The organism is uncultured Fibrobacter sp. (genome assembly GCF_946062555.1).
Lineage (GTDB): Bacteria > Fibrobacterota > Fibrobacteria > Fibrobacterales > Fibrobacteraceae > Fibrobacter.
Genome location: NZ_CAMGVQ010000010.1, coordinates 59,146 through 84,566 on the forward strand (window position 1 = coordinate 59,146; position 25,421 = coordinate 84,566).

Genomic DNA, 25,421 nt, shown 5'->3' on the forward strand with positions numbered 1-25,421 from the left:
AAGCGACGGGATCTAGGTGTAAGATTTTTGATGGATCCCCTCCCGCGTTTTACTTGGTCGAGAATGACTTTGGTTGAAACTCTACTAAAATTCCCCTAGCAGGATTATTTCTCTCTTCAGTTGAATGCCGAATTTCTCGGCGACTTTATTTTGTACGAACTCGCTGAGTTCCATAATGTCGTTTGCCGTGGCGCCGCCTGCGTTCACGATGAAGTTTGCGTGTACGGTGCTGACTTCGGCGCCACCGATGCGATGGCCCTTGAGTCCGGCTTGTTCAATGTAGTATCCCGGTGCAATTTGCGTGGGAGTGCCGACCGCTCCGACCTCAAGCCTTTTAAAGGTTGATCCAGCGTTCGGCAAATTCAGCGGTTGTGTCGCCTTGCGCTTCGCCATGCATTCGGCGTGTTCTGCTTCGAGTTCGGCGACAGTTTTGCATTCTGCACTTGCGGCGGGCAGTTGGAACATCGCTGACAAGATTGTCATAAAGGTTGGTGAGATTGCCGAACCAACAGTGGACGATTTGTTATCTTGGAAAATACTTTGTCTGTAGCCGAAGGCGCAGCCGGCATTAGAAAACTCGCGGATGTTTCCGTCGCTGTCAAGTACGGTGACTTGTGTGCAGCAGGTTCCGATTTCTTGACCGTAGGCACCCGCGTTCATGTAGATGGCTCCGCCCAGTGTTCCCGGAATTCCGGCGAGTTTATGGATGCCTGCAAAGCCGAGTTTCATCGCTGTTCGTGCGAATCTGCCGAGCGGGGTCGCCGCCCCGACTTTGAAAGCCCCGTTTCCGAGGTTCTGTATTTCTGAAAATTCTCCGGCAAGCGTGATGACAATGCCGTCAAAGCCCCTGTCCGAGACAAGCAGGTTTGTGCCGTTCCCTAAAATGAAGTAGGGAAGTCCCTTTTCGCAGGCCATGTTCAAAGCTTTTTTGAGGTCCTCCAGACATTCTGCCTTTGCAAAATAGCGCGCTGCTCCACCCACCTTAAAGGAGGTGTGCTTGCTCATCGGTTCGTTTTCGAGAATCTGCATAGCAGAAAATATAGCATACCTTCTTAATATATACTGTCGAAATCTGAATTCCGAAATCTGAATTACTATTATTATACTCACCATGACCAACGAGGAACTGAAACAATTCAAGGCGGCGATTTCGATAACATCTGTCGCGCAGAGTCTGGGAATATCGGTTTCTCATGGTCGATTCAGATGCTTTTTCCCGCAACGTCACACGCACGGCGACCGCACTCCCTCCGTTTCTGTTTCCGAAGAACGGGGCTTTTTCCGTTGCTGGGTCTGTGACGATGTCCGTGGCGACGTGATAACGCTTGTGCAACTTGTAAAGGATTGCAGTTTTACCGAGGCGCTCAGCTGGCTGATGGAGCAGTACCCGTTTCTGGTACCGCCTACTGCCCGCAAAGAAATGGAACGCCTGTCGCAACGAACGCAACCTGTTGCCGCAGGGCGTCAGCGACCCTCGGTGCAGGGGAACGCTCCGCAGAATTTATCTTCTCCGCAAAGTCGTCCGGAACCCGAGATGGTTCGGCCGCCCGAACCCGAGGATCCTCCGCTGGTATCCGAAGACGAACGTAAGAAAATTATCCTTTCGTTCCTTAAGCGCTTGAGTCCCGTCGATAACACTCCCGCGGCCAAGTGGCTTGCCCGCCGTCGCATCTACAAGCCCGTGTGGGACAAGATGCTGCTCCGCACCATTACCAACTACGAAGAGGTGAACAACAGCCTCAAGGCGGACTTTGGCGAAGAGGTCTTGAAGTATGTGGGTCTCTTTAATGAAAAGGGCCACTTGCGCTACTACAAGCATCCGTTGATTTTCCCGTATCTCGACACGAAACGCCGCGCTTTCTATTTCCAGTCGCGGGCGATCGATAAAACGGTCGTGCCCAAGGAACTTAACCTGCGTGGCACGGTGCCGTATCCGTACAACATGTCTGTGCTCGACAATAAGCCTGGCTGGGTCTACCTGTGCGAGGGCGTGGTCGATACGCTCACGTTTTTAGGACAAAAGATCAATGCGGTGGGGATTCCCGGTGTGCGGAGTTTCAAGGTGGAATGGCTGAATTTGTTCAAAAGTAAGAATGTGGTTCTTTGTTTGGATCACGACGAGGCGGGTCGCTCTGGAATGGAATATATCGGCAACCTGTTTACGCAAGCGGGCGTTCATAATGTAATTTTGGGAGAAGGAATGGAAAACTTGCCCACGGCCATGAAAGAGGGTGAAGACATCAATGACTGGTTCGGAGGAAAAAAATAATGGATAAGGTGAAGTTGTATTTTGGTAAGGTCAGGGATTTTTTCAAGTGGTTCACGAATACCACGTTTGCGAAGGTAACTGGATTCATTATCAAGTGGCTTTACCGGACGATTAATTTCGTCATCCGCCAGGCGTTGCTGATTTTGATTATTTATTCGGCCGTGTTCTCGGTGGCTGCCTCGTATGCCCTGTACCGTGCGTTCATTTATGGTTACGAAATTTACGAAGGTGTTGAGGAACTCAAGGACTCACAGCCCGAAATTAGCAAGTACATGAAGGCCTTGCGCGATTCGAGTCCGAACCTGCAAATCAAGCATACCTATGTTCCCCTTGATTCCATCAGTCCGTACCTGCGGAAGGCGGTCATTGCAAGTGAAGATGCCGGCTTCTATTTCCATCCGGGCTTTGACGTCCGCGCCATCGCCGAGGCGCTTGATGCAAATCAGGTGGCTGGGAAGACCAAGTTCGGCGGCTCCACGATTACGCAGCAGCTTGCGAAGAACCTCTTCTTGAGTGGCGAACGTTCTTTCAACCGCAAGTTCAAGGAATTGGCGTACGCGCTCTTGATGGAACATGAACTCGGCAAGGATCGCATTCTGGAACTCTACCTGAATTATGCCCAGTGGGGTAAGGATATTTTCGGTTGCCAGGAAGCGTGTCTCGCATACTACAAGAAGAGCTGTTCCAAGCTGAGTGTGGATCAGGCGATTAATCTTGCAGCCATGCTCGCAAGCCCGGGTAAGCACCATCCGAATATGCGCGAAAGTCAGTTCATGGCCAAGCGTCGTGCCGTCATTTACCAGAACATGTTCCCCAAGAAGGACAGCGTGCTGGTGGATTCGCTCCGGCAGTTGATGGCGCCGCCTCCTAAGGATTCTAGTAAGGTCTCTCCGTAGTTTTTTTATCATTTTTCTAAAAAAATTCTTTCGTCTTTCGTCTCTCGTCTCTCGTCTATTTCTATATTTCAATCGTCTAAAATTTTCTTAAAGGACGCTAAAAATGGCTAAGAAAGAATCCAAGAAGAAGGTTGTCCTCGCTTATAGCGGTGGACTCGATACTTCCATCATCATCCCCTGGCTCAAGGAAAACTACGACTGCGAAGTAATCGCTTTCGCCGCCGACCTCGGTCAGAACGACTTCCCGGACGCTAAGGCCCTCGAAGACAAGGCTTTGAAGACTGGCGCTTCCAAGTGCTACGTTCTCGACCTCAAGAAGGAATTCCTCGAAGACTACGTTTGGCCCACCGTTCGTGCCGGTGCCAAGTACGAAGGAACCTACCTCCTGGGTACCTCTTTCGCCCGTCCGCTCATCGCCAAGTACCAGGTGAAGATTGCCGAAAAGGAAGGCGCCTACGCTGTTGCTCACGGTGCTACCGGTAAGGGTAACGACCAGGTCCGTTTCGAACTGACCTACGCCGCACTCAACCCGAAGCTCGAAGTCATTGCTCCGTGGAAGGACCCGAAGTGGACGTTCCACAGCCGCGAAGACGCTATCGACTACGCTGCCGCTCACAAGATTCCGCTCAACGGCATCAGCAAGAAGAAGATTTACTCCGAAGACGGTAACCTGTGGCACCTCTCTCACGAAGGTGGCGTCCTGGAATTCCCGGAACAGGAACACAAGTACGAATTCCTCAAGCATACCAACACGTATGAAAAGGCCCCGAACAAGGCTGATCACGTGACGATTACCTTCGATAAGGGTAATCCGGTGGCTATCGACGGCAAGAAGATGGGCGCTGTCGAACTCCTCGAATACCTGAATAAGATTGGCGGCAAGAACGCTTGCGGTCTCTTGGACATCGTCGAAAACCGCCTCGTTGGCCTCAAGAGCCGCGGCGTGTACGAAACTCCGGGTGGCACGCTCCTGTACAAGGCTCACGAATGCCTGCAGCAGCTCGTGCTCGACAAGGAAACTTTGTTCGAAGCCCAGAAGATGTCTATGACGTACGCGAACCTCGTGTACAATGGCCAGTGGTTCACTCCGCTCCGCCAGGCTATGGACGCCTTCTTCGCCGAAGTGAACAAGGTTGTTACCGGTGACGTGACCCTCAAGCTTTACAAGGGCAACATCATCCCGGCCGGCATCAAGAGCCCCTACAGCCTCTACGACATGGGCCTCGGCGGATTCACCGACGTCGACATGTACGACCAGAAGGACGCTACTGGCTTCATCCGCTGCTACGGTCTGCCGCTCAAGACGCGCGCCCTGTTGCTCGGCAACAAGACGAACGTGGACTTCGGCAAGCCGGTCGTGCTCCCGAAGAAAAAATGAGACCGAACCGACTAAATTCACCAGAATCCTTATTCTGAAGTCGGTTCTCTCACAACCACGCCTGGTTTATACCAGGCGTTTGTTGCTCACGGGATACCGGAACGGCTAGAAATAAGTCTGTTCTTACTCTACGGCCGTTGCTCTCGCGAACACGCTCGGTTAATACCGGGCGTTTTTTCGCTCACGAAGTCATTAAAGTCATCCTGGAGCGCGTAGCGCGACGGGATCCATCCCTCGGTTTCATATTCGTGAACGGGGGATTTCTTCATAATGGTTCAGTGGCTCTGAAAAAATGTGCTGAATTTCACGATAGCGCATTTTTTACTTGACAATGTATTGTTTTTTTTACATTTCGTCATTATACAATCCAGCAACACGAGGAAATTATGAATATCAAGCAGCTGCTTTTAGGGAGTGCTTTGGCGTCGATGGTGTTTGTCGCCTGTTCGTCTGATGATTCCGGAACGGGAGCGTCGTCCGGTTCTTGTGATGTTTCAGCCTTGCCTGCATCGTCCCTTTCTTTCGAAAAAATGGACAGTGGCTGCTATGCGCAGGGGACCATGGATGCGGTTGCGTTTGCAACCTATGTTGCCAATTATACGAATGCGGGCTGGCTTCCGGTTACGGCGAATCCATCGCCGGATGGTTTGGGTGGCGAGTATGTTTTTTCCAAGATCGAAGGGACCGTCTCGCATACGGTAACTTTGACGGGCGCAAGTGGTGCTGTCTCGGTAGTTTATGTGAAAACGGGTGACGCCTCTTCCGATGGCGACGCGTTAGATATTCCGGTGAATAATGCTTCGACCTGCGACCTGGCAACAGCAATGCTGCCTCCGTCTGAACTCGCCTGGAAACCGACCTTTGGTGGCAGCTGCGAAGTTTCCCAGACGATTTCGCTTGCGAGCCTGCAGAAGTTCGATACCCTCCTGATTGCGGCTGGTTACGAACAAAAGAAGTTGACTACGGAGTCATTCAGGTATACGATCGAAAAGCCGAATATGGTAGCCTCTACAATCGATAGGGATACCTTGCTTTTTACCTATTCGATGGAAACTTTCGTCGGAACTTTTTCCGGTGTAACAGAACCGATGACGGAAACACAAAAATTAGGCTATGAACTGACCGAAGTGGCTAGAGCGAACTTGCCCGCGGATGTCTTTGCTAAAGGTAGAATAAGCAACAATGGTGATGCATTTCAGGCGAGCGGTATTCCAAGTGCGGTGAATCGCACCTACGTTATATCCCTGTTGAATAAATTTGGCTGGAACTTGAAAGAGGGTGCCTCTTCTTATTCGTCTATCTATGGTTCTATTACTTATAATGGATCCGTGTATACAATGGAATTGATTTACTACGATTATACGGCTGGGGATGAATATTCCATTTATATCCGTAAAAAGTAACCCTGTAATACGAATGTTAGAATTCCACCATGTATCCGGCTCCCCAGAGTAGTTTTGGGGGGTCGTGTTCTATGAACCGGTAGGCGGGTACACTAATTTGTGTGTAGAATCCGTATAGGTGCGCCCAAAGTTCGAGTGAAATGTCGGCCTCTTCTTTGTAATTGTAGGGGCGAAGGAGCATGGCGTTGTTTGCCTTGTTGAATGCCTGGTGCATTTTGTTCGGGGCTTCGGCAAATTCGTAGCCGCCACCGATGCCTACATCGAAATTAAAGGGAAGGTCCCTGAAAAATGTATAGAGCAGGCTTCCGCGGAATCCGCACCAGAAATCGTTCGCGCCTTGGTGCCAGCCCATTCCCTGCACGCGCAAGATGACGTTGTCGTAGCCTATTCCACCGATGGCGATAACTGGAGTCTGGTTTCGGATTCCGACGCCTAGGTTGAATCGAAAATGCTCCTGGCGCTCCCGGTCGCCTGCATGGCAGAAAACCACCGCAAAAAGGAAAATCAGTATCGGAAGTTGGGAAAAACGGACGCGTCGCATGGCCTAAATATAGACATTTTGACATTTTATACTCGCAAAAATGTGTTTTTATTCCTATATTGATTTGACAAATCACGGCTTGGGGTTGACCGGGCCAAAAAAAAGGAAAGAGAAATGAAGTTGAAATCTTTAATCATGGCATGCGCCGCGGCTTGCGCATTTGCCGCACCTGCAATGGCCGAAGGTGGCATGTTCGAAGGGGCTCTCCCCGAAAACTGGACTGCCGACGTGGTCGCCGCCGTTCGTTACAACTGGTACAATTTCAGCAACTGGCAGAAAGACGGTTCCTCTAACTATACCTGGCTCGTGACTTACGATGCCGATGTGCAAGGTAAGTGGAAAATCGCCAACTGGCGTAACCTCATCGATATCGACTTCGGTCAGACCTGGACCAAGGGCGTTGGCAAGCGCAAGTCCGCTGACCGCCTCTTCTGGGAATCGATGATCGACTTCAACATGACCGAAGTCCTGAAACCCTATATCGGTAACCGTTTCGAAACCCAGTTCATGAAGGGTTTCGAATATAGTGAAGACGAAGACGGCAATGAAATCAAGACTCCCATTTCGAGTTTCATGGATCCCGCCTACGAAACTCAGCTGGCAGGTCTTGCTTATATTCCGAACGACAACTTTTCCCAGCGCCTCGGCTTTGCTAACCGCATGACTATTTCTAATGGTTACGGTTACGCCGACGACAAGGATACCGAAAAGTTTGAAAAGTTCCGTGATGAACCCGGTCTCGAATCTATCACCGAAGTCAAATATGCTTTCTCTGACATCGTGAGCTTCAAGAGCCGTCTGTGGGCATTCTGCAATTTCGAAGGTGTCGAAAAGATCGACGGCCTCTGGGAAAACCTCCTCTCCGTGATGATTGCACCGCTCGTTGAACTTCAGGTCGGCTTCGACATGGCCTACGACTGGGATCTTGACGAAGATGCGCAGTACAAGAATATGGTGCTCTTCGGCCTGACCTGGCGCTGGTTTTAATCGCAGAACCTAAAGTATCAAAAAAAGAACCCGACTTTTTGTCGGGTTTCTTTTTTTTGCAAAATCAACTAAGTTCTAAGCTCTGCTAACTAAGTTCTGCCGTCTAGATCCGCTTTCATGGTGCGGATAGCGTTTCCGCGGTGGCTGATGCCTTTCTTTTCCGCAAGTTCCATCTGCGCGAAGGTGCGGTCGAATCCGTCAGGGATGAATAGCGGGTCGTAGCCGAATCCCATGTCGCCAACGGGCGCGAAGTTGATTTGCCCGCGGCATTCCCCTTCGTAAATCTTCGGTTCGCTCACGGTCCACTTGCCGTTTACCTCGGCGACCTTCTGGTAGGAGAGTGCGCAGAAATAGCGGGCGCTGCGGTCTTTGACACCTTCGAGCTTTTGCATCAGCTTGTCGTTGTTGGCTTGGTCGTTGCCGTGGTAGCCGCAGTAGCGGGCGCTGTAAATGCCCGGTTCGCCGTTCAATGCGAATACTTCGAGGCCGGAATCGTCGGCAAGGACGCTTGCCTCGATATGTTTTTCGCAAAGCCACCGTGCCACCGTGCTTGACTTGATGATGGCGTTTGCTTCGAAGGAGTCGCCGTCTTCGACGATATCGTCTGTAAAGCCGATGTCCTTGAGCGTCTTGAATTCCTTGTTCTCGGTTCCGAGAATGTGCGCGAAGTCCCTGATTTTTCCGGGGTTGCCCGTCGCGATTACGAATAAATGTTTCATGTGTAATTTGATTCCCGATACTTAGTTCTAGAATTTTTAATTCCGAACTCTGGATTCCGAACTCTGAATTAGTAATGTTCCGGCTTCATCACGATGAGAATCGCGTCAATGACAACGCCGACTCCGCAGAGTCCGCCGGTGCAAAGCCAGAGAATACCCGTCCAGATTTTACCTTCGTAAAAACGATGAATTCCTAGGTATCCGAGCAAAATGCAAAGGGCGAGGGCAATCCATTTATTGTGTTCACCTTGTGCTGGCATGGTAACTCCTTTTATTAGGCGCAAATATAGAAAATGTGATATTGGAATGCGAGGAATTTGTAAAAGCTATCATTGTCGCGCAGATATATAAGGCTCTCGGCATTCTCGAGAAGGGGCGCTTGGTGGAGTGTGACCGGTCTTCCCTAGTGGCGGGGTATGCCGGACAGACGGCAATCAAGACGAAAGAAGTTGTTGCCCGAAGACTTGCCGACGGATTGTTAGGAAACCTCGCTAGAAAGATTCCCTCAGGTCGATGGTGATGCCAAGGTGTTTCCCGTCTACGAGTGAGAGGTCGCCGCGGGCGTGCAGCTTTTCGCTGCGGTTCAGGGCGAGGCGTCCGCCGAAACCTACGGCGTAATGGACCTGCCGTTTGAACAGCTCGCTGAAGTAAGGGGCCGATTGCAGAGCTTCTCCGAAGATGACTCCGGCGAATCTCCAGAACAGCGGCCTGCGCAATTCGATTTGCCAGATGGCGGCCTGCGTGTCGCTCCAGATTCCCGATTCTACGCCACGGAATCGTTTGGTGCCGTCGGGGCCAGCGAGGCATCCGAGCGGAACGTTGTCACCGCGGCTCTGCTTGGCGTATAGTCCCAGCGCGATTGAAGTTTCCCAGAACAGGGGTGCATAGAGTCTGACGTCGATGGTTTCGGTGTGGTAACTGAAATCGCCGCCGAAAAAGACCTCTTCGAAGCTGGCGTAGTATCCCTTGGTCGGCCAGTTGTCGTTGTCTTTTTGGTCGAGAATGAATAGGTAACCGCCGCCTAGATAGTAACCGTCTTGATAACTTTGGGGAGTATCATCGCCGAGTTCGTTGTTGCGAGCTTCGCCTTCTAATACAACACCGTAGCGGAAAGGAATGTTGTTCGGAATGCCGAAATTCATCTCGAAGGGAATCCGGCCGTAAACGAAGGAGCTCTTGTATTCGTCGATAGCTTCAAAATCGCCACGGGCTCCACGTTCGAAAAGTGAATATTGCCACTTGTTCAGGTTCAGCTTGGCGGGAATGTGCAGGTGGTCGCCGAGAAGCCACAGGTTTGGTGCGTGCTGGAATTGGAATTGACCGCGTGTGGTGCCGCGGGCGATAAAGTCCATCGAAGAGATGTTTTCGCCTTCTTGGAAGGGCCTGAAAAACAGGACGAAGATGGCGCCGTATTGGATTTTTGTTTCTTCGGTGTAGGCTCCGAAGGGGAGCGCCGAATACCGTTGGAAATTTTCCTGCGCAAGGCACGAACTCGTGAGGCTTGCGAGTAGCGAGCAGAATAAGAAAAATACCTTGAGGGGGTGAATCGACATACCATCGCAATTATATAATAATTTCGGTATCTTGTTTTGCGAAAAAAGTGGTGGCGACCGGGTTTTTTAGTAAATCGCGTCAATAGGTCGCTCTGATAGAAACGAAAGCTTTGCTCGGTGCGGGGCTTTTGTTATATTTACTAAGTTCAGAATTCGGATTTCGGAATTCAGAAAAGGTTTGCAAAAACACTCACCTTAAAGGCACGAAGTGCCGACTTCACCTCCTCGGAGCTCTTATGGCCGAACAGAATAAAGCAGAAAAATTCGTTTTCTACATGTACAAGATGACCAAGTCCTATCCGCCTAACAAAGAGGTGCTGAAGGACATTTCTTTGAGCTTCTACTATGGCGCAAAGATTGGTATTATCGGCCAGAACGGTGCCGGTAAGTCGACGCTCCTGCGCATCATGGCGGGCATCGACAAGGAATTCCAGGGCGAAGCGTGGATTGAACCGGGCCGCACCGCGGGCTACCTGCCGCAGGAACCGCAGCTGGACCCGAACCTGACCGTCAAGGAAAACGTGATGCAGGCTGTGGCCAAGAAGCAGGCCATTCTGGACCGTTTCAACGAAATCTCCATGAAGTTCGCCGAACCCATGGAAGACGACGAGATGAACAAGCTCCTGGACGAACAGGCAAAGCTCCAGGACATCATCGACGCGCAGGACCTGTGGAGCCTTGACCGCAATATCGAAATTGCGATGGATGCTCTCCGCTGCCCGCCGGGCGACTGGCCGGTGACGAACCTCTCCGGCGGTGAAAAGCGCCGCGTGGCTCTCTGCCGCCTGCTCCTCGAAGAACCGGATCTGTTGCTCCTTGACGAACCGACGAACCACTTGGATGCCGAAACGGTTGCTTGGCTCGAACGCCACCTCCGCGAATACAAGGGCTCCGTCATTCTCGTGACCCATGACCGTTACTTCCTTGACAACGTAACGAACTGGATTTTGGAAATTGACCGCGGTCGCGGCATTCCTTGGGAAGGCAATTACGCCCAGTGGCTGGACCAGAAGCTTGAACGCATGAAGAACGAAGAGAAGGGCGAATCTGACCGTCAGAAACGCCTCGCTCGCGAACAGGAATGGGTCAAGCAGAGCCCGAAGGCCCGCCAGGCCAAGAGCAAGGCCCGTCTCAAGGCTTACGAAGACTTGCTCGCCGAAGATTCCCGCGAACAGATCAAGGTGGCGCAGATTCACATCGCAAACGGCAAGCGCCTGGGCGATATCGTCATTCAGGCGGAACACTTGCAGAAGGCCTTTGGCGACAAGGTGCTGTTCGACGATTTGAACTTCAACCTGCCGCGCTCCGGCATCGTGGGCATTATCGGCCCGAACGGTGCGGGTAAGACGACTTTATTCAAGATGATTATGGGCCAGGAAAAGCCCGATGGCGGTACGCTCAAGATTGGCGAGACCGTGGAAATCATCAGCATGGAACAGGGCCGAGACAGCCTCGACGACAGCAAGACCGTGTGGGAAGAAATCACCGGCGGCAACGACGAGATTATGGTGGGCGACCGCAAGATGAACGGCCGCGCCTACTGCGGACTCTTCAACTTTACCGGTGCTGCCCAGCAGAAAAAGCTCACCACGCTTTCGGGCGGTGAACGCAACCGCGTGCTCATGGCAAAGAACCTGCAGAAGCCGGGTAACCTCTTGTTCCTCGACGAACCGACCAACGACTTGGACATCGAAACGTTGCAGGCTCTGGAACAGGCCATCCTCAAGTTTGCAGGCTGCGCCGTGATTATCTCCCATGACCGCTGGTTCCTGGACCGCATCGCAACCCACATCCTCGCTTACGAAGGCGATTCCAAGGTGGTGTGGTTCGAAGGCAACTGGAGCGAGTACGAAGCCGATCGCCGCAAACGCCTCGGCGAAGATGCCGACAATCCGAAGCCCATCAGGTACAAGACGCTCACGAGACAGTAATTTTTAGAGTGTCACCCCGGCCACAGTGCCGGGGTCTCCTTTTTTTTGCGGTTTTATTCCGTCCCTAAAACGCCCACCAAATGCCGAGCCCTCCTAAAGCAGCCATGCCTAAGCCACCTCCAATCATTGCTCCTGCTTTATCGTGATTGTCTTCATCGTATCTTTTATCAAGTCCGATGCCTGCGAAGTCCATTCCCAAAGAAAATAATCCAACCGAATATATGCCAACTAAGAACTTTATTGGGCCCCAATCGTGCTCTGGAGTTTCTTCAGTAGTGAAGTCCGAGGTCGCCATGCTTCGGTCTTCTTGCATCTTTAGAACCGTCGGTGGAGTAAGTGACTCCGCAAAAGAACTGGAAACAAGCAAAGAGAGGCTTAGAATAAATACTGCCAAAAATTTCACAATCTGTAATATACTCAATTTCGCGCCATTCCACAAGCGAAAACAAATGTTTTTGGCGCACGTTAGCCCGCTCTTTGCACGAATAATTGTATTTTTGTGATAAACATCTCGTAACCTGAGTCAACTAATAACTACTAACTATTGACTAATAACTGCGGCGAAGCCGCTATACCCATGCTCCACGTCTTTAGGCACGAACTTCGCCTGATTTTTAGGGATCCGCGTTTCTGGATTCCCTTCATTATCCCGCCGGTGATTCTCGCGGCGAGTCAGACGATTGCCGTGTCGCGATTCGGTGGGCAGATTATGGAAGGCATGGAAGGCTACATGATGCTCCTGCTTGGTTGCCTCATGGCGCCGATGGGTTCGCCCTTGGCGGGGGATTCCTTTGCGGGGGAGCGCGAGCGCAATTCCCTGGAACTCTTGCAGCTTTCTCCGATTGCACCAGCAAAGCTCTTCTGGGGCAAGCTTCTCGCGATTCTTCCGTTCCCGGTGATGTTTGCGCTGCTGGCGCAGCTCGGCTACTGGATCTCGCATCCTGAAATTTCGACGATGTCTGCAGTGGCGTCTGTTCTGGGAGCGCTTTCAGCGGTGCTTCTGACGACCTCTTTTGCGCTGATTGTCTCGTTACGGGTAAAGACGGTGCGGGCGGCGACGCACGTTACCTTATTTTTGATCGTGCCGCTTCTCCTGATGGTGCAACTTGGTCACGAAATCTTCTTGAACGGCCTCTTTGTGCCGCTAGCGACGCTTGCCGTATCGATTCTTTTGAGCATTGCGGCGACCTTTGTGAGTATGCGCAAGTTTGTCAGCTTGTAATTTCTCTATTTTTAAATTGTAAAATAAAATTTTGAGAACATTTTGGAATTGGCGATTTTTTGTAAAATTCGCCTTTTTTTGTTGGTTTATACTGAAAAATTGGTCTCTGAAGGTGTTTTAAATAAAAATTTCTATTGACTTTTGCGTTTTTAGAATATAAATTTTGAGAAGAAATTTTGAGAACATTTTGAATGATGTTGTTCAGAATCTCAAAATATGGGATGGATGTTATGGAATCGAAAAACGCAAAATGGTCAAAGATGCTCGCTGCGGGTGTTGTGCTCGGGGCAACTCTTGTGACTTCCTCGTTTGCAGTGACTTCGCCGGACTTTCCGATGGCGGGATTTGCCACGCAGAATGGCGGCACCACGGGCGGCAAGGGATATTCCGAGGTCACGGTGGACAATGTGACTGACCTTAAGGCTTATGCCAAGGCGGGCAACAAGATTATCTACGTGAAGCCGGGGACGTACATGGGCCCGGTGGAAGTCGGTAGCAACGTGACGATTTACGGTTACCAGGGCGCCATTATCGCGCAGCCCAGCTCGGGTAGCGCTATGAAGCTGAGCGGCTCGAAGAACGTCATCATCCGCAACCTGAAATTCAAGGGTGTGGGTGCACACGACGATGATGATGAGGATTGCCTGCAGGTGAATCACGAGTCGAAGAATGTGTGGATTGACCACGTGGATGTTTACGATGGTCACGACGGCAACCTAGACATTACCAATGCCTCGGACTATGTGACGATTTCGTGGACTAAGTTCAGCTACACTTCGGCGTCAACCGGCCACCAGTTCAGCAACCTGATTGGCAACAGCAAGACGAAGACGAGCGATCGCGGGCACCTGAATGTGACGTTTCACCATACATGGTGGGCAGACGGTGTGGTCGAACGCATGCCTCGTGTGCGTTTTGGCAAGGTCCATGTGGCGAACAACCTCTTTGACAGCAAGAATGCAAGCTACTGCGTGCGTGCGGCCATAGAGGCGGATATTCGCATCGAAAGGAACGTGTTCATTGGCGTGCAGAAGGCGCTTGACTTGTATACGAGCGATGGCGCTATCACGGCGGCGCAGATGATCGAAAATTACGAAGAAAATGTGAAAAAACCGCAGTCGGGTACGGGCACGGCGTTCAAGCCTAGCTATTCCATGAGCCTCACCGACGTGAGTACGCAGGCGAAGGCTTATGCCCTGCGCGATTCCATTAAGTTGTATGCAGGTGCGACTCTCCCGGATCCGGGTGCATCGGGTACGGTGACTCCGGTAAGTTCCAGCAGTAAGGTCACTGAGCCTGCCGAAGTGACGTCCAGTAGCAGTGTCGCGAAGTCTAGTTCGTCGCAGGGGAGTGTTGCGGGCGAGGCTAGCCTCACCAAGCACGGCTCGGGCAGCACCACGCAGACGGTTGCCGCGGGCGAATCAATCGCGGAATTCTACTACACGATTGCGGGCGCGACGGGTGCCACGGTGACGGGTCTTCCTGATGGCGTGACGGGTACGCTTAAGGGTTCTGACTATTACATCTCGGGAACGGTTTCCGCGACGGCGGCGGCAGGTGCGTACAAGTTCACCGTCACCACGACGGGCGCTACGACGAATGCCTCCAAGAGCGGAACAATTACCGTGACGTCTGCGAATGGCGAGGCTCCGGCGTCGAGTTCCTCTGCAATGTCCAGCAGTAGCAAGGTCAACGAGCCCGTCGAAACGTCCAGTTCGTCTCAGGGGACTATTGTCGACGAGTCCAGCAGTTCTGTGGAATCTCCGAATTCTAGCGACTCCTCCGAGTCCAGCATGGTGTTGTCTCCGGCTAATTTCGGTCAGCGTATCCAGGTGTCTGTCGAAGGTCGACTGGTGTCAGTCCACGGAGTGGCGCATACGGCCTATCTCCTTGATGCGCAGGGAAAAATCGTAGCCAAGGCTGTCGCAAACGCAGAAAATCTGACCCTCTCGGTTCCGCGTGCGGGAACGTACCTTCTGCGGGTCGGCCACGAAACTCGTCGCGTGGTTGTTCGCTAGTCGCCTTTCCTAACCCAAATACCGACGCTCCTTTGACGGGGGCGTCTTTTCTTGTGCGTGCGTAAGCTCAAAAAAATGCTAAATTTTATTGGAACGAACTTATGTTTCATGTCTTTAAACACGAACTTCGCCTTATCTTTAGGGATCCCAAATTTTGGATACCCTTCGTCATTCCGCCTGTGATTCTGGCGGCTAGCCAGGGCATTGCCGTGTCGCGGTACGGCGGGCAGATTATGGAAGGTATGGAAGGCTACATGATGCTCCTGCTCGGTTGCCTCATGGCGCCCATGGGTTCGCCGTTGGCCGGAGATTCGTTTGCGGGCGAGCGTTAGCGTAATTCGCTTGAACTGTTGCAGCTTTCGCCTATTGCTCCGACGCGACTTTTTTGGGGAAAGCTCTTGGCGACAGTGCCGTTCCCTGTGGTGTTCGCCCTTCTGGCTCAAGTTATTTACTGGGTCACGCATCCCGAAATTTCTACGGTTTCGGCCCTCGCCTCCATTCTCGGGGCACTTTCGGCAGTGCTGCTTACGACGTCTTTTGCGTTGATTGTGTCGCTCCGCGTGCGTACGGTACGTGCGGCGACCCATATGTCGCTTTTTATGGTCGTGCCGATTCTTCTTCTGGTACAGCTTGGCCATGAATCCTTTTTGAGCGGGCTTTTCGTTTCCGTAACGACTCTTGCCATCTCGGTCTTGCTGACCATATTGGCGACTGTTATGAGCATGCGCAAGTTTGCAATCTTGTAATTTTTTCCTGAAAATATATTAAGCTCCAACATGGAACGGACTGTTACGCGGCCCATTGAAAGCATGAGTAAAATAGCGAAGTCGTTTGGCGAAAATATGGATATCGACGACCGCATCCACGGCATTCCTTGTTTATGCCAATGCGGGACACGAAAAACCGTTCATTAAACATAAATACGGAAATTTCGAATTGGCAAAAATCAAGAGCGGGTTTGTCTTGGCCGGCTTTCCCGGCTACAGGTACCAGGATTTTGAAGTCCAACTGCAACCGGGCGACACTATCTTTACCTATACGGATGGCATCCCAGAGGCGATTAACGACAAGAACGAAGAATTCGGCTTGGATCGCCTGCAAAAAGTCCTAAATGACTCCAAGGATTCTCCAGTGCGGTTAATGTGCAGGAAAGTTCGTATGGTTTTGCAAAGCCGAATCGATACTCCAACTTGGAATGGTATTGGCAAATTTGGGGCAAATAATGTATATTGAATCCAAGAGAGGTTCAAACATGTCGGAAACAGCCTTTGCAGAACTTGAATCACAGGTGGAAGAACTCCCCCTGTTCCAGATTGTTGTCCTACGCCAAAAGTTGGACCGCATTCTGGAACGCAAGAAGTCCGCGACCAATGTGGCCGCGGGGCTGGCCCTGCTTGACGAGTTCGCCGGTTCTGTGGACCGTGAAATTGACTACAAGAAAGAACGCGAAGAAAGCAGGGATTTCCGATGAACCTGCTGGTAGACTCGAACGTCATCCTTGACATGGTCCAACGCCGCGAACCGTTCTTCCGCGAGTCAAAAAAGGTAATCGCGGAATGTATCAGGCAGAGCCATTTTGGCTTCGTAACGGCACACTCGCTCTGCGACATCTACTACATACTCCGCAAGGACATGCCCGCCGAGCAAAGGCTGAAACTGGTAAACATGTTCTGCCAGTTCTTCACGGTCATTCCCGAGAACGTTTCGGATTTTTTCGCTGTCACGGAAAACCCAGACACGGAGGACTTGGAAGACGGCCTGCAACAGCAATGCGCCAACCGGTTAAGTCTTGATTTTATAGTTACGCGCAACGTGGAAGACTTTGAAAAATCCGCTGTTCCCGCCATAGAACCCGGCGAATTTCTGTTGAAACACCTTTAAAGCGGCATATTCATTTACAAGAAAAGACAGGAGACTGAACATCGCCCGACTTTTCGCATTCGCTCCGGCATGACTACTTTTCAGGAAATGCGATTTTGTAATGAAACCAACGAATTTGGCGCAAATTGTAAACCCAAACCAGAACTCCAACTTGGAATGGTATTGGCAAATAAAGTCACAGAAAACACGCGACATTTCTGGTTTGAAGAAGTATCTCGGCAACACCGACCTGGATATTGATCTTGACGCCCTGCGAGGTAGAAATGACCCTCGCTGATACTTCTGTATAGGTTGATGCAAAAAAGAGGTGCCATGGGGCACCTCTTTCTAATAACGTCATTGCGAGCCCCGAAGGGGCGCGGCAATCCAGACTTGATTTACTTCAGCTTTTTCAATGCCGTTTCATTTTTGGCAATGATATCTTGCTGTGTAGCCAACTTTACTCGTTTAGCGTTGACTACCGCCTCGGGAGCTCCTGAGACAAACTTTTGGTTAGAAAGCTTTTTCTCAATCGAAGCGGCGAATGCCTTGGCCTTCTCGATTTGCACTTCGTGCCAAATGCTAGCCTCGGCCATGCCCAAGCTTGCTTGGGCGCGGCTCTCGACTTACACATTTGTCCTTTTCGAGGCGGGCGATTTCTGCAGCCGGGTCGAGGATACCTTCCAGCGGGATGTAGAGTTCGCCACCGGGTACCACGGCGCTGGCGCTGAACTTCGGCTTCACGGCCTTCACGGCGACGCTCAGGTCAGAAAGACCCGAAAGTTCGGTGATGATAGCCATGCAGTCTTTCACGCTTGCTTCCGTTGCGGCGTCGTCCACGCTCACCACGGCGTTCAGCTTGGTAGCGGGGCTCACGTTGTAGCGGCCACGCACGCCACGCACGCTTTCCACCACGGCAAATGCCTGGTCGAATGCGGCTTCGATCTTTGCGTCAATGAGCGATTCGTCGGCCTTGGGCCATGCGCGGCTGATCACCATTTCGCTACCCTGGAACAGGATACTGTTGAGCTCTTCGGTAATGAACGGCATCACCGGGTGGAGCAAGTCAAGCACGTTCTTCAGCACGTAGCTGAGGATAGCCATGGCGTTCTTCTTCTCGGCGGTGAGGGTCTCGCTGTTGATCACGGCCTTCTTGATTTGCGCAAGCGCCAAATGCTGGTCTCGGTCATGCCCACGCAAGCGTGGTCGCGACTCTCGACCTACGCATTTGTCCAAGTAGCTGGAGCAGACGTCGTCCCACACGAAGCGGTACAGGAACCCGGCGAGTTCGGCGAAGTGGTATTCTTCGAGCATGCGGGTGGCGTCCTTGATGGTCGTCTGCAGGCGGGAGAGAATCCACTTGTCTTCCAGGGCGAACAAGTTCTTGTCCATCGGGAGCTCGTTGTCAAGCGCACCGGCCTGTTCGAGCTGCGGGTAAAGGAAGCGGCAGGCGTTCCACAGCTTGTTGCTGAAGTTACGGCCGATTTCGAACTTCTGCACTTCGTGCCAAATGCTGGTCTCGGTCATGCCCAAGCAAGCTTGGGCGCGACGCTCAACCTATGCATTTGTCGCTGGTGTTGATTTCGCGGCCATCCGGCTGCTTTTCCTTCTTCCATCGGGTCAACGCAAATAATCATTTGGGCGTTCCCGCACATATATGTGCGGTCGGGCTATATTCTGGGGGCAATCGGCTGCGCTTGCGCTTGTCGCTTACCTCCCAGAACCAAGCCCCGCTTCGCGAGTCTCGGCCCCAAGGGGTCTCTATCCCTAACGCAACGCGGGGTGAGCAATCGACAATAAATTGGAGAAACGTATCTGTATTTGCCATAATTTACGTAGATTTGCCGAATATTGCCGTTCTAGGTATAGTGGATTTATCTATATTCCTATTGACATAGTTTGATTGCGATAATCCGCAAGGCTGGTTGCAATCGGACGTTTGGAAATTACGTAGAGTATAGCTCTCGTTCTCAAGTCTGAAATCTGGTAAATTTCAAAATCCACGAGAATGAGGCGAACACTCACGTCCAGCAATGGGCGTGGGTCGTTTTGCGCTTATTGTGGATAGGTTTACCAGAGCCTCAGACTTGATATGCGCAATCGACACCACGCTTTTTTTATGCTTGCCTGTCGTTTAGTCCTTGAACATGAGCTAACGCTTTTTGGTCAAGGAACTATAGAATGGCAGCAACGAAGAATGCTAAGCGAGCGAAAAAAAAGGTAAAGGTTATCCATTTTATCGATTTGTTTGCGGGTATCGGGGGAATTAGACTTCCTTTTGATGAGTTCCCGAATTACAAGTGCGTCTTTTCTTCAGAATGGGACAAGGCTGCGCAAGTAGAATATGAGGCGAATTTCGGTCACAAACCTTTTGGTGATATCACAAAGATAGCTACTGAAGATATTTCGGACCATGATCTATTGCTTGCCGGATTTCCTTGTCAGGCATTCTCCATCATGGGGAAGATGAGGGGCTTTGGCGATACTCGAGGAACCATGTTTTTTGAAATCCAAAGAATTCTCGAATACCATAAGCCAAAGGCAATCCTTCTCGAAAATGTGAAACAGTTGACGACTCATGATGGTGGGAAGACTTTTTCTGTCATTCTTAAAATTTTGGATAAACTAGGATACCATGTAAAGTACAAGGTGTTGAATGCCATGGATTTTGGCTTGCCACAAAAAAGAGAGCGTATCATAATTGTTGGTTTCCGTGATGCCAAAATCTGTGAATCATTTTCACTTGATTTTGATAAAATACCTTATAATCTCAAAAAAATTCTTGAGAATGATAAAGATGTGGATAAGAGCCTTTTTGCGTCTCCGATGATTCTTGAAAAGAGAAAGGCCAGGACGGCAGGAAAGGAAATTTTTTATCCTTCTATATGGCACGAGAACAAGTCTGGAAACATTTCTATTCTTGATCACGCATGCGCTTTGCGAACAGGGGCCTCTTACAATTACCAGCTGATAAATGGTGTTAGACGTCCTTCGTCTAGGGAACTTTTGCGATTACAGGGGTTCCCGGATTCATTCAAAATAGCTGTTTCACATCAGGAAATTAGACGGCAAACAGGCAATTCTGTTGCGGTTCCGATGATTCGGGCTATAGCAGAAAGAATGCGGGAGGTTTTATGAGTGAATTTTCGTCCTATCCAAAACTTCGAGATATAAGGAAACTTTATTGTGCGACTCCTTATGAGTTGAGCCATATCCCCGACGATGTCATTCGCAACATTGGAAGGCACTTGATATATCTATTGCATACCGGGCGTACAGATGTTTCAGGGGATGACTGGGGAGACATCTTTGCGAAGGTGCTGAACGGAACGCATTTTGCGAGTCCTGTTGGAATAGCGGATGTGGCTGTGGGTAAATCTGCATGGTCCTTGAAGACTGTGAAAAGTTCCAATGTCTTTGGAACAAAGTCTGTTCGTCTGATTAGCGGTAGGTGTTCTCCTGATTATTCGTTTGGTATCAGCAATCCCCATGAGGACATACAGCGAACGGGACAAGCTGTTTTGGCTGTCTGGAACGCACGTATAGATATTGCCTATGAATCGTACAATCCTGTACGTGTCAATGTCCTTATTCGAAGCGATGATATGACTAAGTTCCGTATTTTCGAAGAGCATATTGAACGTTATCGAACGACCGATTACGAATGGAAGGAAAATCGAAATGGCAACTTGGAGGGGTACCACAAAGTTCGGGGGACTAAATGTTTCACATGGCAACCCCACGGGGCGCAATTTACGATACATACGGATGTTCCCGACGATGCAAGAAAATTCAGGATTAGAAAACCTCCGGTTGCTCCAATAGATGAGGTCCTTAAAATGCTGAAGTATGACGATTCTTGGGTGGATTTGTTGTAATGCTATGGAATTTTTATACCGAGTTCCTAGAAATGCGGCGAAAAGTCCTTTCAGGTCGAACTGGAAAGTTTTTTTATAAACGATTTGTGAAGACTTGTGTTTTAGTTGAATAATTATTCAAATTCGATAAATTTTTGCGGTTTTCTTCAAAAAATAGCTCTTAAAGCATTGACTTTTGTTGAAAAATATGTATATTTTGTTTTGAAATGAGGTTTTGAATGTTTGAAAAATCACTTCTGGCACAAAATATCCAGTATTTGGCGAATAAAACTGGGAAAAAAATTGGTGAGCTAGAGAAGTCGGCAGGCGTGAGCGCTGGATATACTTCGCGCTTGCTAAAAAGCGAAGAAAAGACCTCGTTCCCGATTATGGATCTGGCACTGGAAGCGTCTAAACAATTCGAAATGCCGGTAGATTTACTCTTAACGAAGAGGGTTGATGAGGTTCATCCCAATGAACTGTATCTTATTGAGTTTTTCAATAAATTGCGCGACGATACCCTTGCGGGAATAATTTCTTGGACTGTGGAAACTAAAGAAATGTTGGAACAATCTTCGGGGCAATATCGACATCCAAGGTTTTTTCCCGATGATCCGCAAGATATTTACACGGATTTCCATTATAGCTCACTATTTTCAACGAGTAATGAACTTGATGAAAAGAGTATTTGTACATTGGTTCAGGACCATTTCTTGTACATAGTTCAAGTTAAACAGGATGAAAAAAAGGGTTTTGAAATTTACTTTTCTGATAATGCGAAGAAAAAAACTAGCCCGATTGTGTGTGTGTGGACTGATGACGGGCTGTTCAGAAAAGCACGGGAGCTATTCTCGCTCGCATCAGAAACTAGAAATCAGATTAACTTGTCTTACATGACAAGAAAAACAATTGACAGCTACATGGGTAAGTTACAGGAACCTGAATCCGGTGACGATTTACCATTCTAAACAAGGAGGTCAAATGTAGATGAATCAGAAAAAATGGGTGTCAAAAAAGCCGCAGAACTTCTAGGAAAAGTCCTGCGGCCCGCTGAGAAATCTCTAATAGAGAACCCAAAGCATTCTCTAAAATAGAAAATCCTCGGTGTTTTGACCACCCCCGACAAGGCGAAAAAAGGAGCGTTTTTCGCCGGTGGGGGATTTTTACCCCCAAATAGGTGTTAATGCGTTTTTGCTAGTGCGGAAACGTTCTTTGAAGCTTTAACCAAGGATTTTTTTATGAAGAGGTTGTCTCGAAAAGAGGAGAAAAAGCTGTTCAATCTGGGATATCTGGATTTACTTGAGGGAAATCCGTGCCCTGGCAAGTGGCAATTGCCCCAGATGATTTCCAAATCCAAGACTTGTCCTGATTACATAGCCTTGTATTCGCAACCGGGGGATTACTCCCACACGCCAAATGCCGCGGTCTGTTTTGCTCAATACGATAATGTTATTGATGGCCTTAATGGGATCTTCAATGCCATAAAATATGAAAGGATGGCATGTCTTGAAAAATTTAGGCGTCGGTTCAAGGATGTTACGTTCATCATTATTCCGGATTATTCCCAATATGGGGGAGGGCCGAATTGGGTGAATGCGGGAAACCTGGGGAAGGGGCGTATAGTTGGCCTGTGGTTCCAGAAAGTGATGCGCAAAATAGTCATTCCGTTAATAACATTCCCGGATTTGGAGTGGCTTGACGAGGTTTTGATTGGACTAATGAAATGCGATATAGTGGCGTTTCATACAAAGTGTTATGTTCGCAATTTGGCAGAGAGGAAAATTTTGATAAAGGCTGTAATAAAGACTGTGGATACATTGCCCTTATTGAAGACGATTGTGGTTTATGATGTGTGTGGCAAAGACGATGCGGTTGACTCTATTTTTCTTTATGCGCGTGAGAAAAACATACGAGTTGTCGTTCCTGACAATATGCTCAAGTGTAGGAACTGCAATCGTAGCAAGAAAAGGATGATAGACCAGTGAGGCGTACTTATACAAGTCCCTTTACGGGAGTAACATCAATCGTGTATATGAATCTTGCCGAGCTGGAGTATGAAAAACTTGTTGAAGAAATTGACAATGAAAAATTCGAGATGGAACAACGGCGTCAGCAAGAAAAGACTTATCCCCCGGCGGCCCTAGAATCCTTGTCAGGGACGGAGAACTTTACAGAAGGTGCGATAAAACATATATTTAACGGAGAAATCAATACACGAGGAAAGGCTGTCGGATATCACTATGAAGGTATTGAGCCAACAGATGGGTGCACCATACTCGGAACGAAAACGGTTCCCGATAGAAACGGTGTCTATGAAGCCCAAGTTTCGGTCAATGGTGTCGCCAAGAGAGGTGGAAGTACGTTCTTCCCCCGAGAGTGGTCTCCGCAGCAAGTGGTCAATGCGGTTAATAAGGCTTACGAAAATCGTTATCATGTACCGCCGCAACCGAATCGCTATGAAGGAACCCTGCCTTCAGGCTTGAAAATTCAGATGTATCTGAATGATGGTCGTCCCCCAAAAATTAGAAGTGCATTTCCAATAAAGGAGCCAACATGAGATATTCTGTTGAATACATTGGTAAAAACGGCGAACGGAACAACATTGTTTTCGTTTTTGACGATCCGTACAGCCATGTAGGGGCGTTTCTATGGGCCGAAGTCAGTAGCTTGGAATGGTATGTCAAGTATATTGATGACGTTCTTGATGGAAAACGGGACTCTGATGAAGTTGATGGAAACGCCTATTGTGTTTACATAAAAAAGGATTTTTCTGTTATCGAAGATATGCTTGCTGAGAAAGACGACGAATCCGTTAGGTGTACCGTAGATACAATGGAATTGAAAAAAATAATTTTGGCGTACATTCAAAAACGAAAAGAGTTTCTAAAAACAAAGGAGGACTCCTAATGGATGGTTTTTCAACATTCTTCCCGAAACACTGGGCTCCGCAGAAAGTCATTGACTCCATTAACGAAGCCTTTGCAAATAAGCTCTTGCAGCCTGGGTCAAAAAATGTTTATGTGGGCGTATGTTCCGAAGGAGTAAAAATCAAGATGCGTTTGAGCACCGAGGGTAAAATCGCAATGGCATTCCCGATGATGGAGGAAAAATGAATTACAAAATCGAATATATGGATTTTGGCAACGGCAATCGGATGCCGTGCGCTGTTTTTGAAGATGACAATGGCGTTCTTGGTGTATTCGTCAACGGAGACATTAGGGAATTTCACGATTCAATTCGTCAGCAGGTAGAGCAGGTACTTATCGGGAAACGAAAAAGTATTGAGTCCTTCGGGAATGAATGCTCATGGCTTATCCGCCCAGATTTCACCTTCGTAAGGGACAATTACGCCCTTGACGACAATAGCCGCGAAATGATGATTGATACGCAGGAACTTCGTCTGTTGATTGATGACTGGGTTGCAAAAACAGGAGCCCGAGAGGGACTCCTGTCTTGATTTTTTAAGGTTTATCGCGACTAACGCAATTCTTCGAGAGCCTTCTCGTTTTTAGCAATAATATCCATCTGCGTAGCAAGCTTCGTCCTTTCGGCGTTTACCACAGCTTCGGGGGCGCCGCTCACGAACTTTTCGTTCGAGAGCTTGCGTTCGATGCTGGCGGCGAATGCCTTGGCCTTCTCGATTTCCTTTTCGAGACGGGCGATTTCTGCAGCCGGGTCGAGGATACCTTCCAGCGGGATGTAGAGTTCGCCACCGGGAACCACGGCGCTGGCGCTGAACTTCGGCTTGGCGGCCTTCACGGCGACGCTCAGGTCAGAAAGACCCGAGAGCTCGGTGATGATTGCCATGCAGTCCTTCACGCTTGCTTCCGTCGCGACATCGTCCACGCTCACCACGGCGTTCAGCTTGGTGGCGGGGCTCACGTTGTAGCGGCCACGCACGCCACGCACGCTTTCCACCACGGCGAATGCCTGGTCGAATGCGGCTTCGATCTTGGCGTCGATGAGCGATTCGTCGGCCTTGGGCCATGCGCGGCCAATCACCATTTCGCTGCCCTGGAACAAAATGCTGTTGAGTTCTTCGGTAATGAACGGCATCACCGGGTGGAGCAAGTCAAGCACGTTCTTCAGCACGTAGCTGAGGATAGCCATCGCGTTTTTCTTTTCGGCGGTGAGGGCCTCGCTGTTGATCACGGCCTTCCTGATTTCCAAGTAGCTGGAACACACGTCGTCCCACACGAAGCGGTACAGGAACCCGGCGAGTTCGGCGAAGTGGTATTCTTCGAGCATGCGGGTGGCGTCCTTGATGGTCGTCTGCAGGCGGGAGAGAATCCACTTGTCTTCCAGGGCGAACAAGCTCTTGTCCATCGGGAGTTCGGCGGCAAGAGCGCCGGCCTGTTCAAGCTGCGGGTAAAGGAAACGGCAGGCGTTCCACAGCTTGTTGCTGAAGTTACGGCCGATTTCGAACTTTTGCACTTCGTGCCAAATGCTGGTCTCGGTCATGCCCAAGCAAGCTTGGGTGCGACGCTCAACCTATGCATTTGTCGCTGGTGTTGATTTCGCGGTTATGTTTCTAAAAGAATCATTTGGGCGTTCCCCGCTGGTGCGGGTCGGGCTATATTTTAGGGGCTGCCGCCGTCGCTTCGCTCGTCGTCCGCCTCCTAAAACGGAGTCCTGCTACGCAGGTCTCCGCCCCAAGGGGTCACTATCCCTAACGCAAATGCGAAAATGCATACAGAAAAAAAGCCCCGACTCGTCATCAATGAAGTCAGGGTAAGCCGGTCGGAAATTTTTAGACGGTAAAAGCGCGGTTCCTTAGTTGAAAAAAA

Annotated in this window: 31 protein-coding genes; 22 read left to right on the forward strand and 9 right to left on the reverse strand. The window is 49.9% G+C overall.

Translation table 11 applies throughout. From position 1 onward, the window contains the following. Nucleotides 1–84: 84 nt before the first annotated feature. A complete protein-coding gene (gene murB / locus Q0P86_RS04600) occupies nt 85–1,029 on the reverse strand; it encodes a UDP-N-acetylmuramate dehydrogenase (RefSeq protein ID WP_295037749.1) in 945 nt (314 codons plus the stop codon). An 82-nt stretch (nt 1,030–1,111) separates the two neighbouring features. Between murB and Q0P86_RS04605 the strand changes: the two genes are divergently transcribed. The 4 genes from Q0P86_RS04605 (at nt 1,112) to Q0P86_RS04620 (ending at nt 5,946) form a co-directional block, all read left to right on the forward strand. Next, nucleotides 1,112–2,269 (forward strand): CHC2 zinc finger domain-containing protein, encoded by a 1,158-nt coding sequence (locus tag Q0P86_RS04605; RefSeq protein WP_295037751.1) that lies wholly within the window; start codon nt 1,112–1,114, stop codon nt 2,267–2,269. Beyond that, nucleotides 2,269–3,165 (forward strand): monofunctional biosynthetic peptidoglycan transglycosylase, encoded by an 897-nt coding sequence (gene mtgA, locus Q0P86_RS04610; protein ID WP_290995468.1) that lies wholly within the window; start codon nt 2,269–2,271, stop codon nt 3,163–3,165. The genes Q0P86_RS04605 and mtgA overlap by 1 nt, the downstream gene beginning before the upstream one ends. Nucleotides 3,166–3,268: 103 nt before the next feature. Then, nucleotides 3,269–4,543: an argininosuccinate synthase gene (locus Q0P86_RS04615; RefSeq protein WP_295037753.1), complete on the forward strand. Its 1,275-nt coding sequence runs from the start codon at nt 3,269–3,271 to the stop codon at nt 4,541–4,543. 386 nt (nt 4,544–4,929) lie between these two features. After that, nucleotides 4,930–5,946, forward strand: coding sequence for a hypothetical protein (locus Q0P86_RS04620; RefSeq protein WP_295037755.1), 1,017 nt, complete (start codon nt 4,930–4,932; stop codon nt 5,944–5,946). 16 nt (nt 5,947–5,962) lie between these two features. Here Q0P86_RS04620 and Q0P86_RS04625 read toward each other — a convergent pair whose 3' ends face one another. Next, entirely contained in the window at nt 5,963–6,487 is a 525-nt protein-coding gene (locus Q0P86_RS04625; RefSeq protein ID WP_294114868.1) for a hypothetical protein, read from the reverse strand. Nucleotides 6,488–6,601: 114 nt separating this feature from the next. Here Q0P86_RS04625 and Q0P86_RS04630 point away from each other — a divergent pair, with 114 nt between their 5' ends. Then, nucleotides 6,602–7,474: a DUF3078 domain-containing protein gene (locus tag Q0P86_RS04630; RefSeq protein WP_294114870.1), complete on the forward strand. Its 873-nt coding sequence runs from the start codon at nt 6,602–6,604 to the stop codon at nt 7,472–7,474. An 89-nt stretch (nt 7,475–7,563) separates the two neighbouring features. Here Q0P86_RS04630 and rdgB read toward each other — a convergent pair whose 3' ends face one another. Both rdgB and Q0P86_RS04640 read right to left on the reverse strand, forming a co-directional pair. After that, nucleotides 7,564–8,193, reverse strand: coding sequence for an RdgB/HAM1 family non-canonical purine NTP pyrophosphatase (gene rdgB / locus Q0P86_RS04635; protein WP_295037759.1), 630 nt, complete (start codon nt 8,191–8,193; stop codon nt 7,564–7,566). 68 nt (nt 8,194–8,261) lie between these two features. Then, the gene (locus Q0P86_RS04640) at nt 8,262–8,453 is read right to left on the reverse strand and encodes a TM2 domain-containing protein (protein WP_072976728.1); all 192 of its coding nucleotides are present in this window, start codon (nt 8,451–8,453) and stop codon (nt 8,262–8,264) included. 35 nt (nt 8,454–8,488) lie between these two features. Here Q0P86_RS04640 and Q0P86_RS04645 point away from each other — a divergent pair, with 35 nt between their 5' ends. Then, complete coding sequence (locus Q0P86_RS04645; protein ID WP_295037761.1) at nt 8,489–8,713, forward strand: hypothetical protein; 225 nt, start codon at nt 8,489–8,491, stop codon at nt 8,711–8,713. Here Q0P86_RS04645 and Q0P86_RS04650 read toward each other — a convergent pair. Next, nucleotides 8,685–9,746, reverse strand: a complete 1,062-nt coding sequence (locus tag Q0P86_RS04650; RefSeq protein WP_295037763.1) for a BamA/TamA family outer membrane protein — start codon at nt 9,744–9,746, stop codon at nt 8,685–8,687. The genes Q0P86_RS04645 and Q0P86_RS04650 overlap by 29 nt on opposite strands. A 236-nt stretch (nt 9,747–9,982) precedes the next feature. On the opposite strand from Q0P86_RS04650, the gene ettA reads away from it, so the two are divergent. Then, nucleotides 9,983–11,677 carry an energy-dependent translational throttle protein EttA gene (gene ettA / locus Q0P86_RS04655; RefSeq protein WP_295037766.1) on the forward strand — a complete coding sequence of 565 codons (1,695 nt, stop codon included), beginning with the start codon at nt 9,983–9,985 and terminating at the stop codon, nt 11,675–11,677. Between the two features lie 64 nt (nt 11,678–11,741). On the opposite strand, the gene Q0P86_RS04660 is transcribed toward ettA, so the two are convergent. After that, nucleotides 11,742–12,080 carry a hypothetical protein gene (locus tag Q0P86_RS04660; RefSeq protein WP_295037767.1) on the reverse strand — a complete coding sequence of 113 codons (339 nt, stop codon included), beginning with the start codon at nt 12,078–12,080 and terminating at the stop codon, nt 11,742–11,744. A gap of 141 nt (nt 12,081–12,221) precedes the next feature. Between Q0P86_RS04660 and Q0P86_RS04665 the strand changes: the two genes are divergently transcribed. The 7 genes from Q0P86_RS04665 (at nt 12,222) to Q0P86_RS04695 (ending at nt 16,798) form a co-directional block, all read left to right on the forward strand. Then, nucleotides 12,222–12,899, forward strand: coding sequence for an ABC transporter permease (locus tag Q0P86_RS04665; protein WP_294114881.1), 678 nt, complete (start codon nt 12,222–12,224; stop codon nt 12,897–12,899). Nucleotides 12,900–13,129: 230 nt separating this feature from the next. Then, nucleotides 13,130–14,917, forward strand: coding sequence for a pectate lyase (locus Q0P86_RS04670; protein ID WP_295037769.1), 1,788 nt, complete (start codon nt 13,130–13,132; stop codon nt 14,915–14,917). 101 nt (nt 14,918–15,018) lie between these two features. After that, entirely contained in the window at nt 15,019–15,249 is a 231-nt protein-coding gene (locus Q0P86_RS04675; RefSeq protein WP_290995501.1) for a hypothetical protein, read from the forward strand. A 75-nt stretch (nt 15,250–15,324) separates the two neighbouring features. Further along, on the forward strand, nt 15,325–15,663 hold the full coding sequence (locus Q0P86_RS04680) for a hypothetical protein (protein ID WP_295037770.1): 339 nt from the start codon (nt 15,325–15,327) through the stop codon (nt 15,661–15,663). Between the two features lie 85 nt (nt 15,664–15,748). After that, nucleotides 15,749–16,150 (forward strand): PP2C family protein-serine/threonine phosphatase, encoded by a 402-nt coding sequence (locus tag Q0P86_RS04685; protein WP_294114886.1) that lies wholly within the window; start codon nt 15,749–15,751, stop codon nt 16,148–16,150. Next, complete coding sequence (locus tag Q0P86_RS04690; protein ID WP_291024902.1) at nt 16,140–16,388, forward strand: hypothetical protein; 249 nt, start codon at nt 16,140–16,142, stop codon at nt 16,386–16,388. The genes Q0P86_RS04685 and Q0P86_RS04690 overlap by 11 nt, the downstream gene beginning before the upstream one ends. Then, nucleotides 16,385–16,798, forward strand: a complete 414-nt coding sequence (locus tag Q0P86_RS04695; protein ID WP_290995509.1) for a PIN domain-containing protein — start codon at nt 16,385–16,387, stop codon at nt 16,796–16,798. The genes Q0P86_RS04690 and Q0P86_RS04695 overlap by 4 nt, the downstream gene beginning before the upstream one ends. Nucleotides 16,799–17,175: 377 nt before the next feature. Here Q0P86_RS04695 and Q0P86_RS04700 read toward each other — a convergent pair whose 3' ends face one another. Beyond that, nucleotides 17,176–17,373 carry a hypothetical protein gene (locus Q0P86_RS04700; protein ID WP_295037771.1) on the reverse strand — a complete coding sequence of 66 codons (198 nt, stop codon included), beginning with the start codon at nt 17,371–17,373 and terminating at the stop codon, nt 17,176–17,178. After that, nucleotides 17,360–18,304: a class I tRNA ligase family protein gene (locus Q0P86_RS04705; RefSeq protein WP_295037772.1), complete on the reverse strand. Its 945-nt coding sequence runs from the start codon at nt 18,302–18,304 to the stop codon at nt 17,360–17,362. The genes Q0P86_RS04700 and Q0P86_RS04705 overlap by 14 nt, the downstream gene beginning before the upstream one ends. Nucleotides 18,305–18,958: 654 nt before the next feature. Here Q0P86_RS04705 and dcm point away from each other — a divergent pair. From dcm to Q0P86_RS04745, 8 genes are all read left to right on the forward strand, one after another. Next, nucleotides 18,959–19,915 (forward strand): DNA (cytosine-5-)-methyltransferase, encoded by a 957-nt coding sequence (dcm, locus tag Q0P86_RS04710; protein ID WP_295037773.1) that lies wholly within the window; start codon nt 18,959–18,961, stop codon nt 19,913–19,915. After that, nucleotides 19,912–20,655 carry a hypothetical protein gene (locus Q0P86_RS04715; RefSeq protein WP_295037774.1) on the forward strand — a complete coding sequence of 248 codons (744 nt, stop codon included), beginning with the start codon at nt 19,912–19,914 and terminating at the stop codon, nt 20,653–20,655. The genes dcm and Q0P86_RS04715 overlap by 4 nt, the downstream gene beginning before the upstream one ends. A gap of 218 nt (nt 20,656–20,873) precedes the next feature. Beyond that, the gene (locus Q0P86_RS04720; protein ID WP_295037775.1) at nt 20,874–21,602 is read left to right on the forward strand and encodes a hypothetical protein; all 729 of its coding nucleotides are present in this window, start codon (nt 20,874–20,876) and stop codon (nt 21,600–21,602) included. 270 nt (nt 21,603–21,872) lie between these two features. Further along, on the forward strand, nt 21,873–22,619 hold the full coding sequence (locus tag Q0P86_RS04725) for a DUF4417 domain-containing protein (RefSeq protein WP_295037776.1): 747 nt from the start codon (nt 21,873–21,875) through the stop codon (nt 22,617–22,619). 47 nt (nt 22,620–22,666) lie between these two features. After that, nucleotides 22,667–23,191: an EndoU domain-containing protein gene (locus Q0P86_RS04730; protein WP_295037777.1), complete on the forward strand. Its 525-nt coding sequence runs from the start codon at nt 22,667–22,669 to the stop codon at nt 23,189–23,191. Next, the gene (locus tag Q0P86_RS04735; RefSeq protein WP_295037778.1) at nt 23,188–23,541 is read left to right on the forward strand and encodes a hypothetical protein; all 354 of its coding nucleotides are present in this window, start codon (nt 23,188–23,190) and stop codon (nt 23,539–23,541) included. Before Q0P86_RS04730 ends, Q0P86_RS04735 begins: the two co-directional genes overlap by 4 nt. Further along, a complete protein-coding gene (locus Q0P86_RS04740) occupies nt 23,451–23,747 on the forward strand; it encodes an EndoU domain-containing protein (RefSeq protein ID WP_366941280.1) in 297 nt (98 codons plus the stop codon). Before Q0P86_RS04735 ends, Q0P86_RS04740 begins: the two co-directional genes overlap by 91 nt. Then, nucleotides 23,744–24,091 carry a hypothetical protein gene (locus Q0P86_RS04745; protein WP_295037780.1) on the forward strand — a complete coding sequence of 116 codons (348 nt, stop codon included), beginning with the start codon at nt 23,744–23,746 and terminating at the stop codon, nt 24,089–24,091. The genes Q0P86_RS04740 and Q0P86_RS04745 overlap by 4 nt, the downstream gene beginning before the upstream one ends. A gap of 20 nt (nt 24,092–24,111) precedes the next feature. Here Q0P86_RS04745 and Q0P86_RS04750 read toward each other — a convergent pair whose 3' ends face one another. Continuing rightward, entirely contained in the window at nt 24,112–25,095 is a 984-nt protein-coding gene (locus Q0P86_RS04750; RefSeq protein ID WP_295037781.1) for a class I tRNA ligase family protein, read from the reverse strand. Between the last annotated feature and the right edge of the window lie 326 nt (nt 25,096–25,421).

What these genes read in the sequence shown, in the direction of transcription:
- murB (WP_295037749.1), bottom strand. Translation starts at nt 1,029, where the DNA reads ATGCAGATTCTCGAAAACGAACCGATGAGCAAGCACACCTCCTTTAAG.
- Q0P86_RS04605 (WP_295037751.1), top strand. Translation starts at nt 1,112, where the DNA reads ATGACCAACGAGGAACTGAAACAATTCAAGGCGGCGATTTCGATAACA.
- mtgA (WP_290995468.1), top strand. Translation starts at nt 2,269, where the DNA reads ATGGATAAGGTGAAGTTGTATTTTGGTAAGGTCAGGGATTTTTTCAAG.
- Q0P86_RS04615 (WP_295037753.1), top strand. Translation starts at nt 3,269, where the DNA reads ATGGCTAAGAAAGAATCCAAGAAGAAGGTTGTCCTCGCTTATAGCGGT.
- Q0P86_RS04620 (WP_295037755.1), top strand. Translation starts at nt 4,930, where the DNA reads ATGAATATCAAGCAGCTGCTTTTAGGGAGTGCTTTGGCGTCGATGGTG.
- Q0P86_RS04625 (WP_294114868.1), bottom strand. Translation starts at nt 6,487, where the DNA reads ATGCGACGCGTCCGTTTTTCCCAACTTCCGATACTGATTTTCCTTTTT.
- Q0P86_RS04630 (WP_294114870.1), top strand. Translation starts at nt 6,602, where the DNA reads ATGAAGTTGAAATCTTTAATCATGGCATGCGCCGCGGCTTGCGCATTT.
- rdgB (WP_295037759.1), bottom strand. Translation starts at nt 8,193, where the DNA reads ATGAAACATTTATTCGTAATCGCGACGGGCAACCCCGGAAAAATCAGG.
- Q0P86_RS04640 (WP_072976728.1), bottom strand. Translation starts at nt 8,453, where the DNA reads ATGCCAGCACAAGGTGAACACAATAAATGGATTGCCCTCGCCCTTTGC.
- Q0P86_RS04650 (WP_295037763.1), bottom strand. Translation starts at nt 9,746, where the DNA reads ATGTCGATTCACCCCCTCAAGGTATTTTTCTTATTCTGCTCGCTACTC.
- ettA (WP_295037766.1), top strand. Translation starts at nt 9,983, where the DNA reads ATGGCCGAACAGAATAAAGCAGAAAAATTCGTTTTCTACATGTACAAG.
- Q0P86_RS04670 (WP_295037769.1), top strand. Translation starts at nt 13,130, where the DNA reads ATGGAATCGAAAAACGCAAAATGGTCAAAGATGCTCGCTGCGGGTGTT.
- Q0P86_RS04675 (WP_290995501.1), top strand. Translation starts at nt 15,019, where the DNA reads ATGTTTCATGTCTTTAAACACGAACTTCGCCTTATCTTTAGGGATCCC.
- Q0P86_RS04690 (WP_291024902.1), top strand. Translation starts at nt 16,140, where the DNA reads ATGTATATTGAATCCAAGAGAGGTTCAAACATGTCGGAAACAGCCTTT.
- Q0P86_RS04695 (WP_290995509.1), top strand. Translation starts at nt 16,385, where the DNA reads ATGAACCTGCTGGTAGACTCGAACGTCATCCTTGACATGGTCCAACGC.
- Q0P86_RS04700 (WP_295037771.1), bottom strand. Translation starts at nt 17,373, where the DNA reads ATGGCCGAGGCTAGCATTTGGCACGAAGTGCAAATCGAGAAGGCCAAG.
- Q0P86_RS04705 (WP_295037772.1), bottom strand. Translation starts at nt 18,304, where the DNA reads ATGACCGAGACCAGCATTTGGCACGAAGTGCAGAAGTTCGAAATCGGC.
- dcm (WP_295037773.1), top strand. Translation starts at nt 18,959, where the DNA reads ATGGCAGCAACGAAGAATGCTAAGCGAGCGAAAAAAAAGGTAAAGGTT.
- Q0P86_RS04715 (WP_295037774.1), top strand. Translation starts at nt 19,912, where the DNA reads ATGAGTGAATTTTCGTCCTATCCAAAACTTCGAGATATAAGGAAACTT.
- Q0P86_RS04720 (WP_295037775.1), top strand. Translation starts at nt 20,874, where the DNA reads ATGTTTGAAAAATCACTTCTGGCACAAAATATCCAGTATTTGGCGAAT.
- Q0P86_RS04725 (WP_295037776.1), top strand. Translation starts at nt 21,873, where the DNA reads ATGAAGAGGTTGTCTCGAAAAGAGGAGAAAAAGCTGTTCAATCTGGGA.
- Q0P86_RS04730 (WP_295037777.1), top strand. Translation starts at nt 22,667, where the DNA reads ATGAATCTTGCCGAGCTGGAGTATGAAAAACTTGTTGAAGAAATTGAC.
- Q0P86_RS04735 (WP_295037778.1), top strand. Translation starts at nt 23,188, where the DNA reads ATGAGATATTCTGTTGAATACATTGGTAAAAACGGCGAACGGAACAAC.
- Q0P86_RS04745 (WP_295037780.1), top strand. Translation starts at nt 23,744, where the DNA reads ATGAATTACAAAATCGAATATATGGATTTTGGCAACGGCAATCGGATG.
- Q0P86_RS04750 (WP_295037781.1), bottom strand. Translation starts at nt 25,095, where the DNA reads ATGACCGAGACCAGCATTTGGCACGAAGTGCAAAAGTTCGAAATCGGC.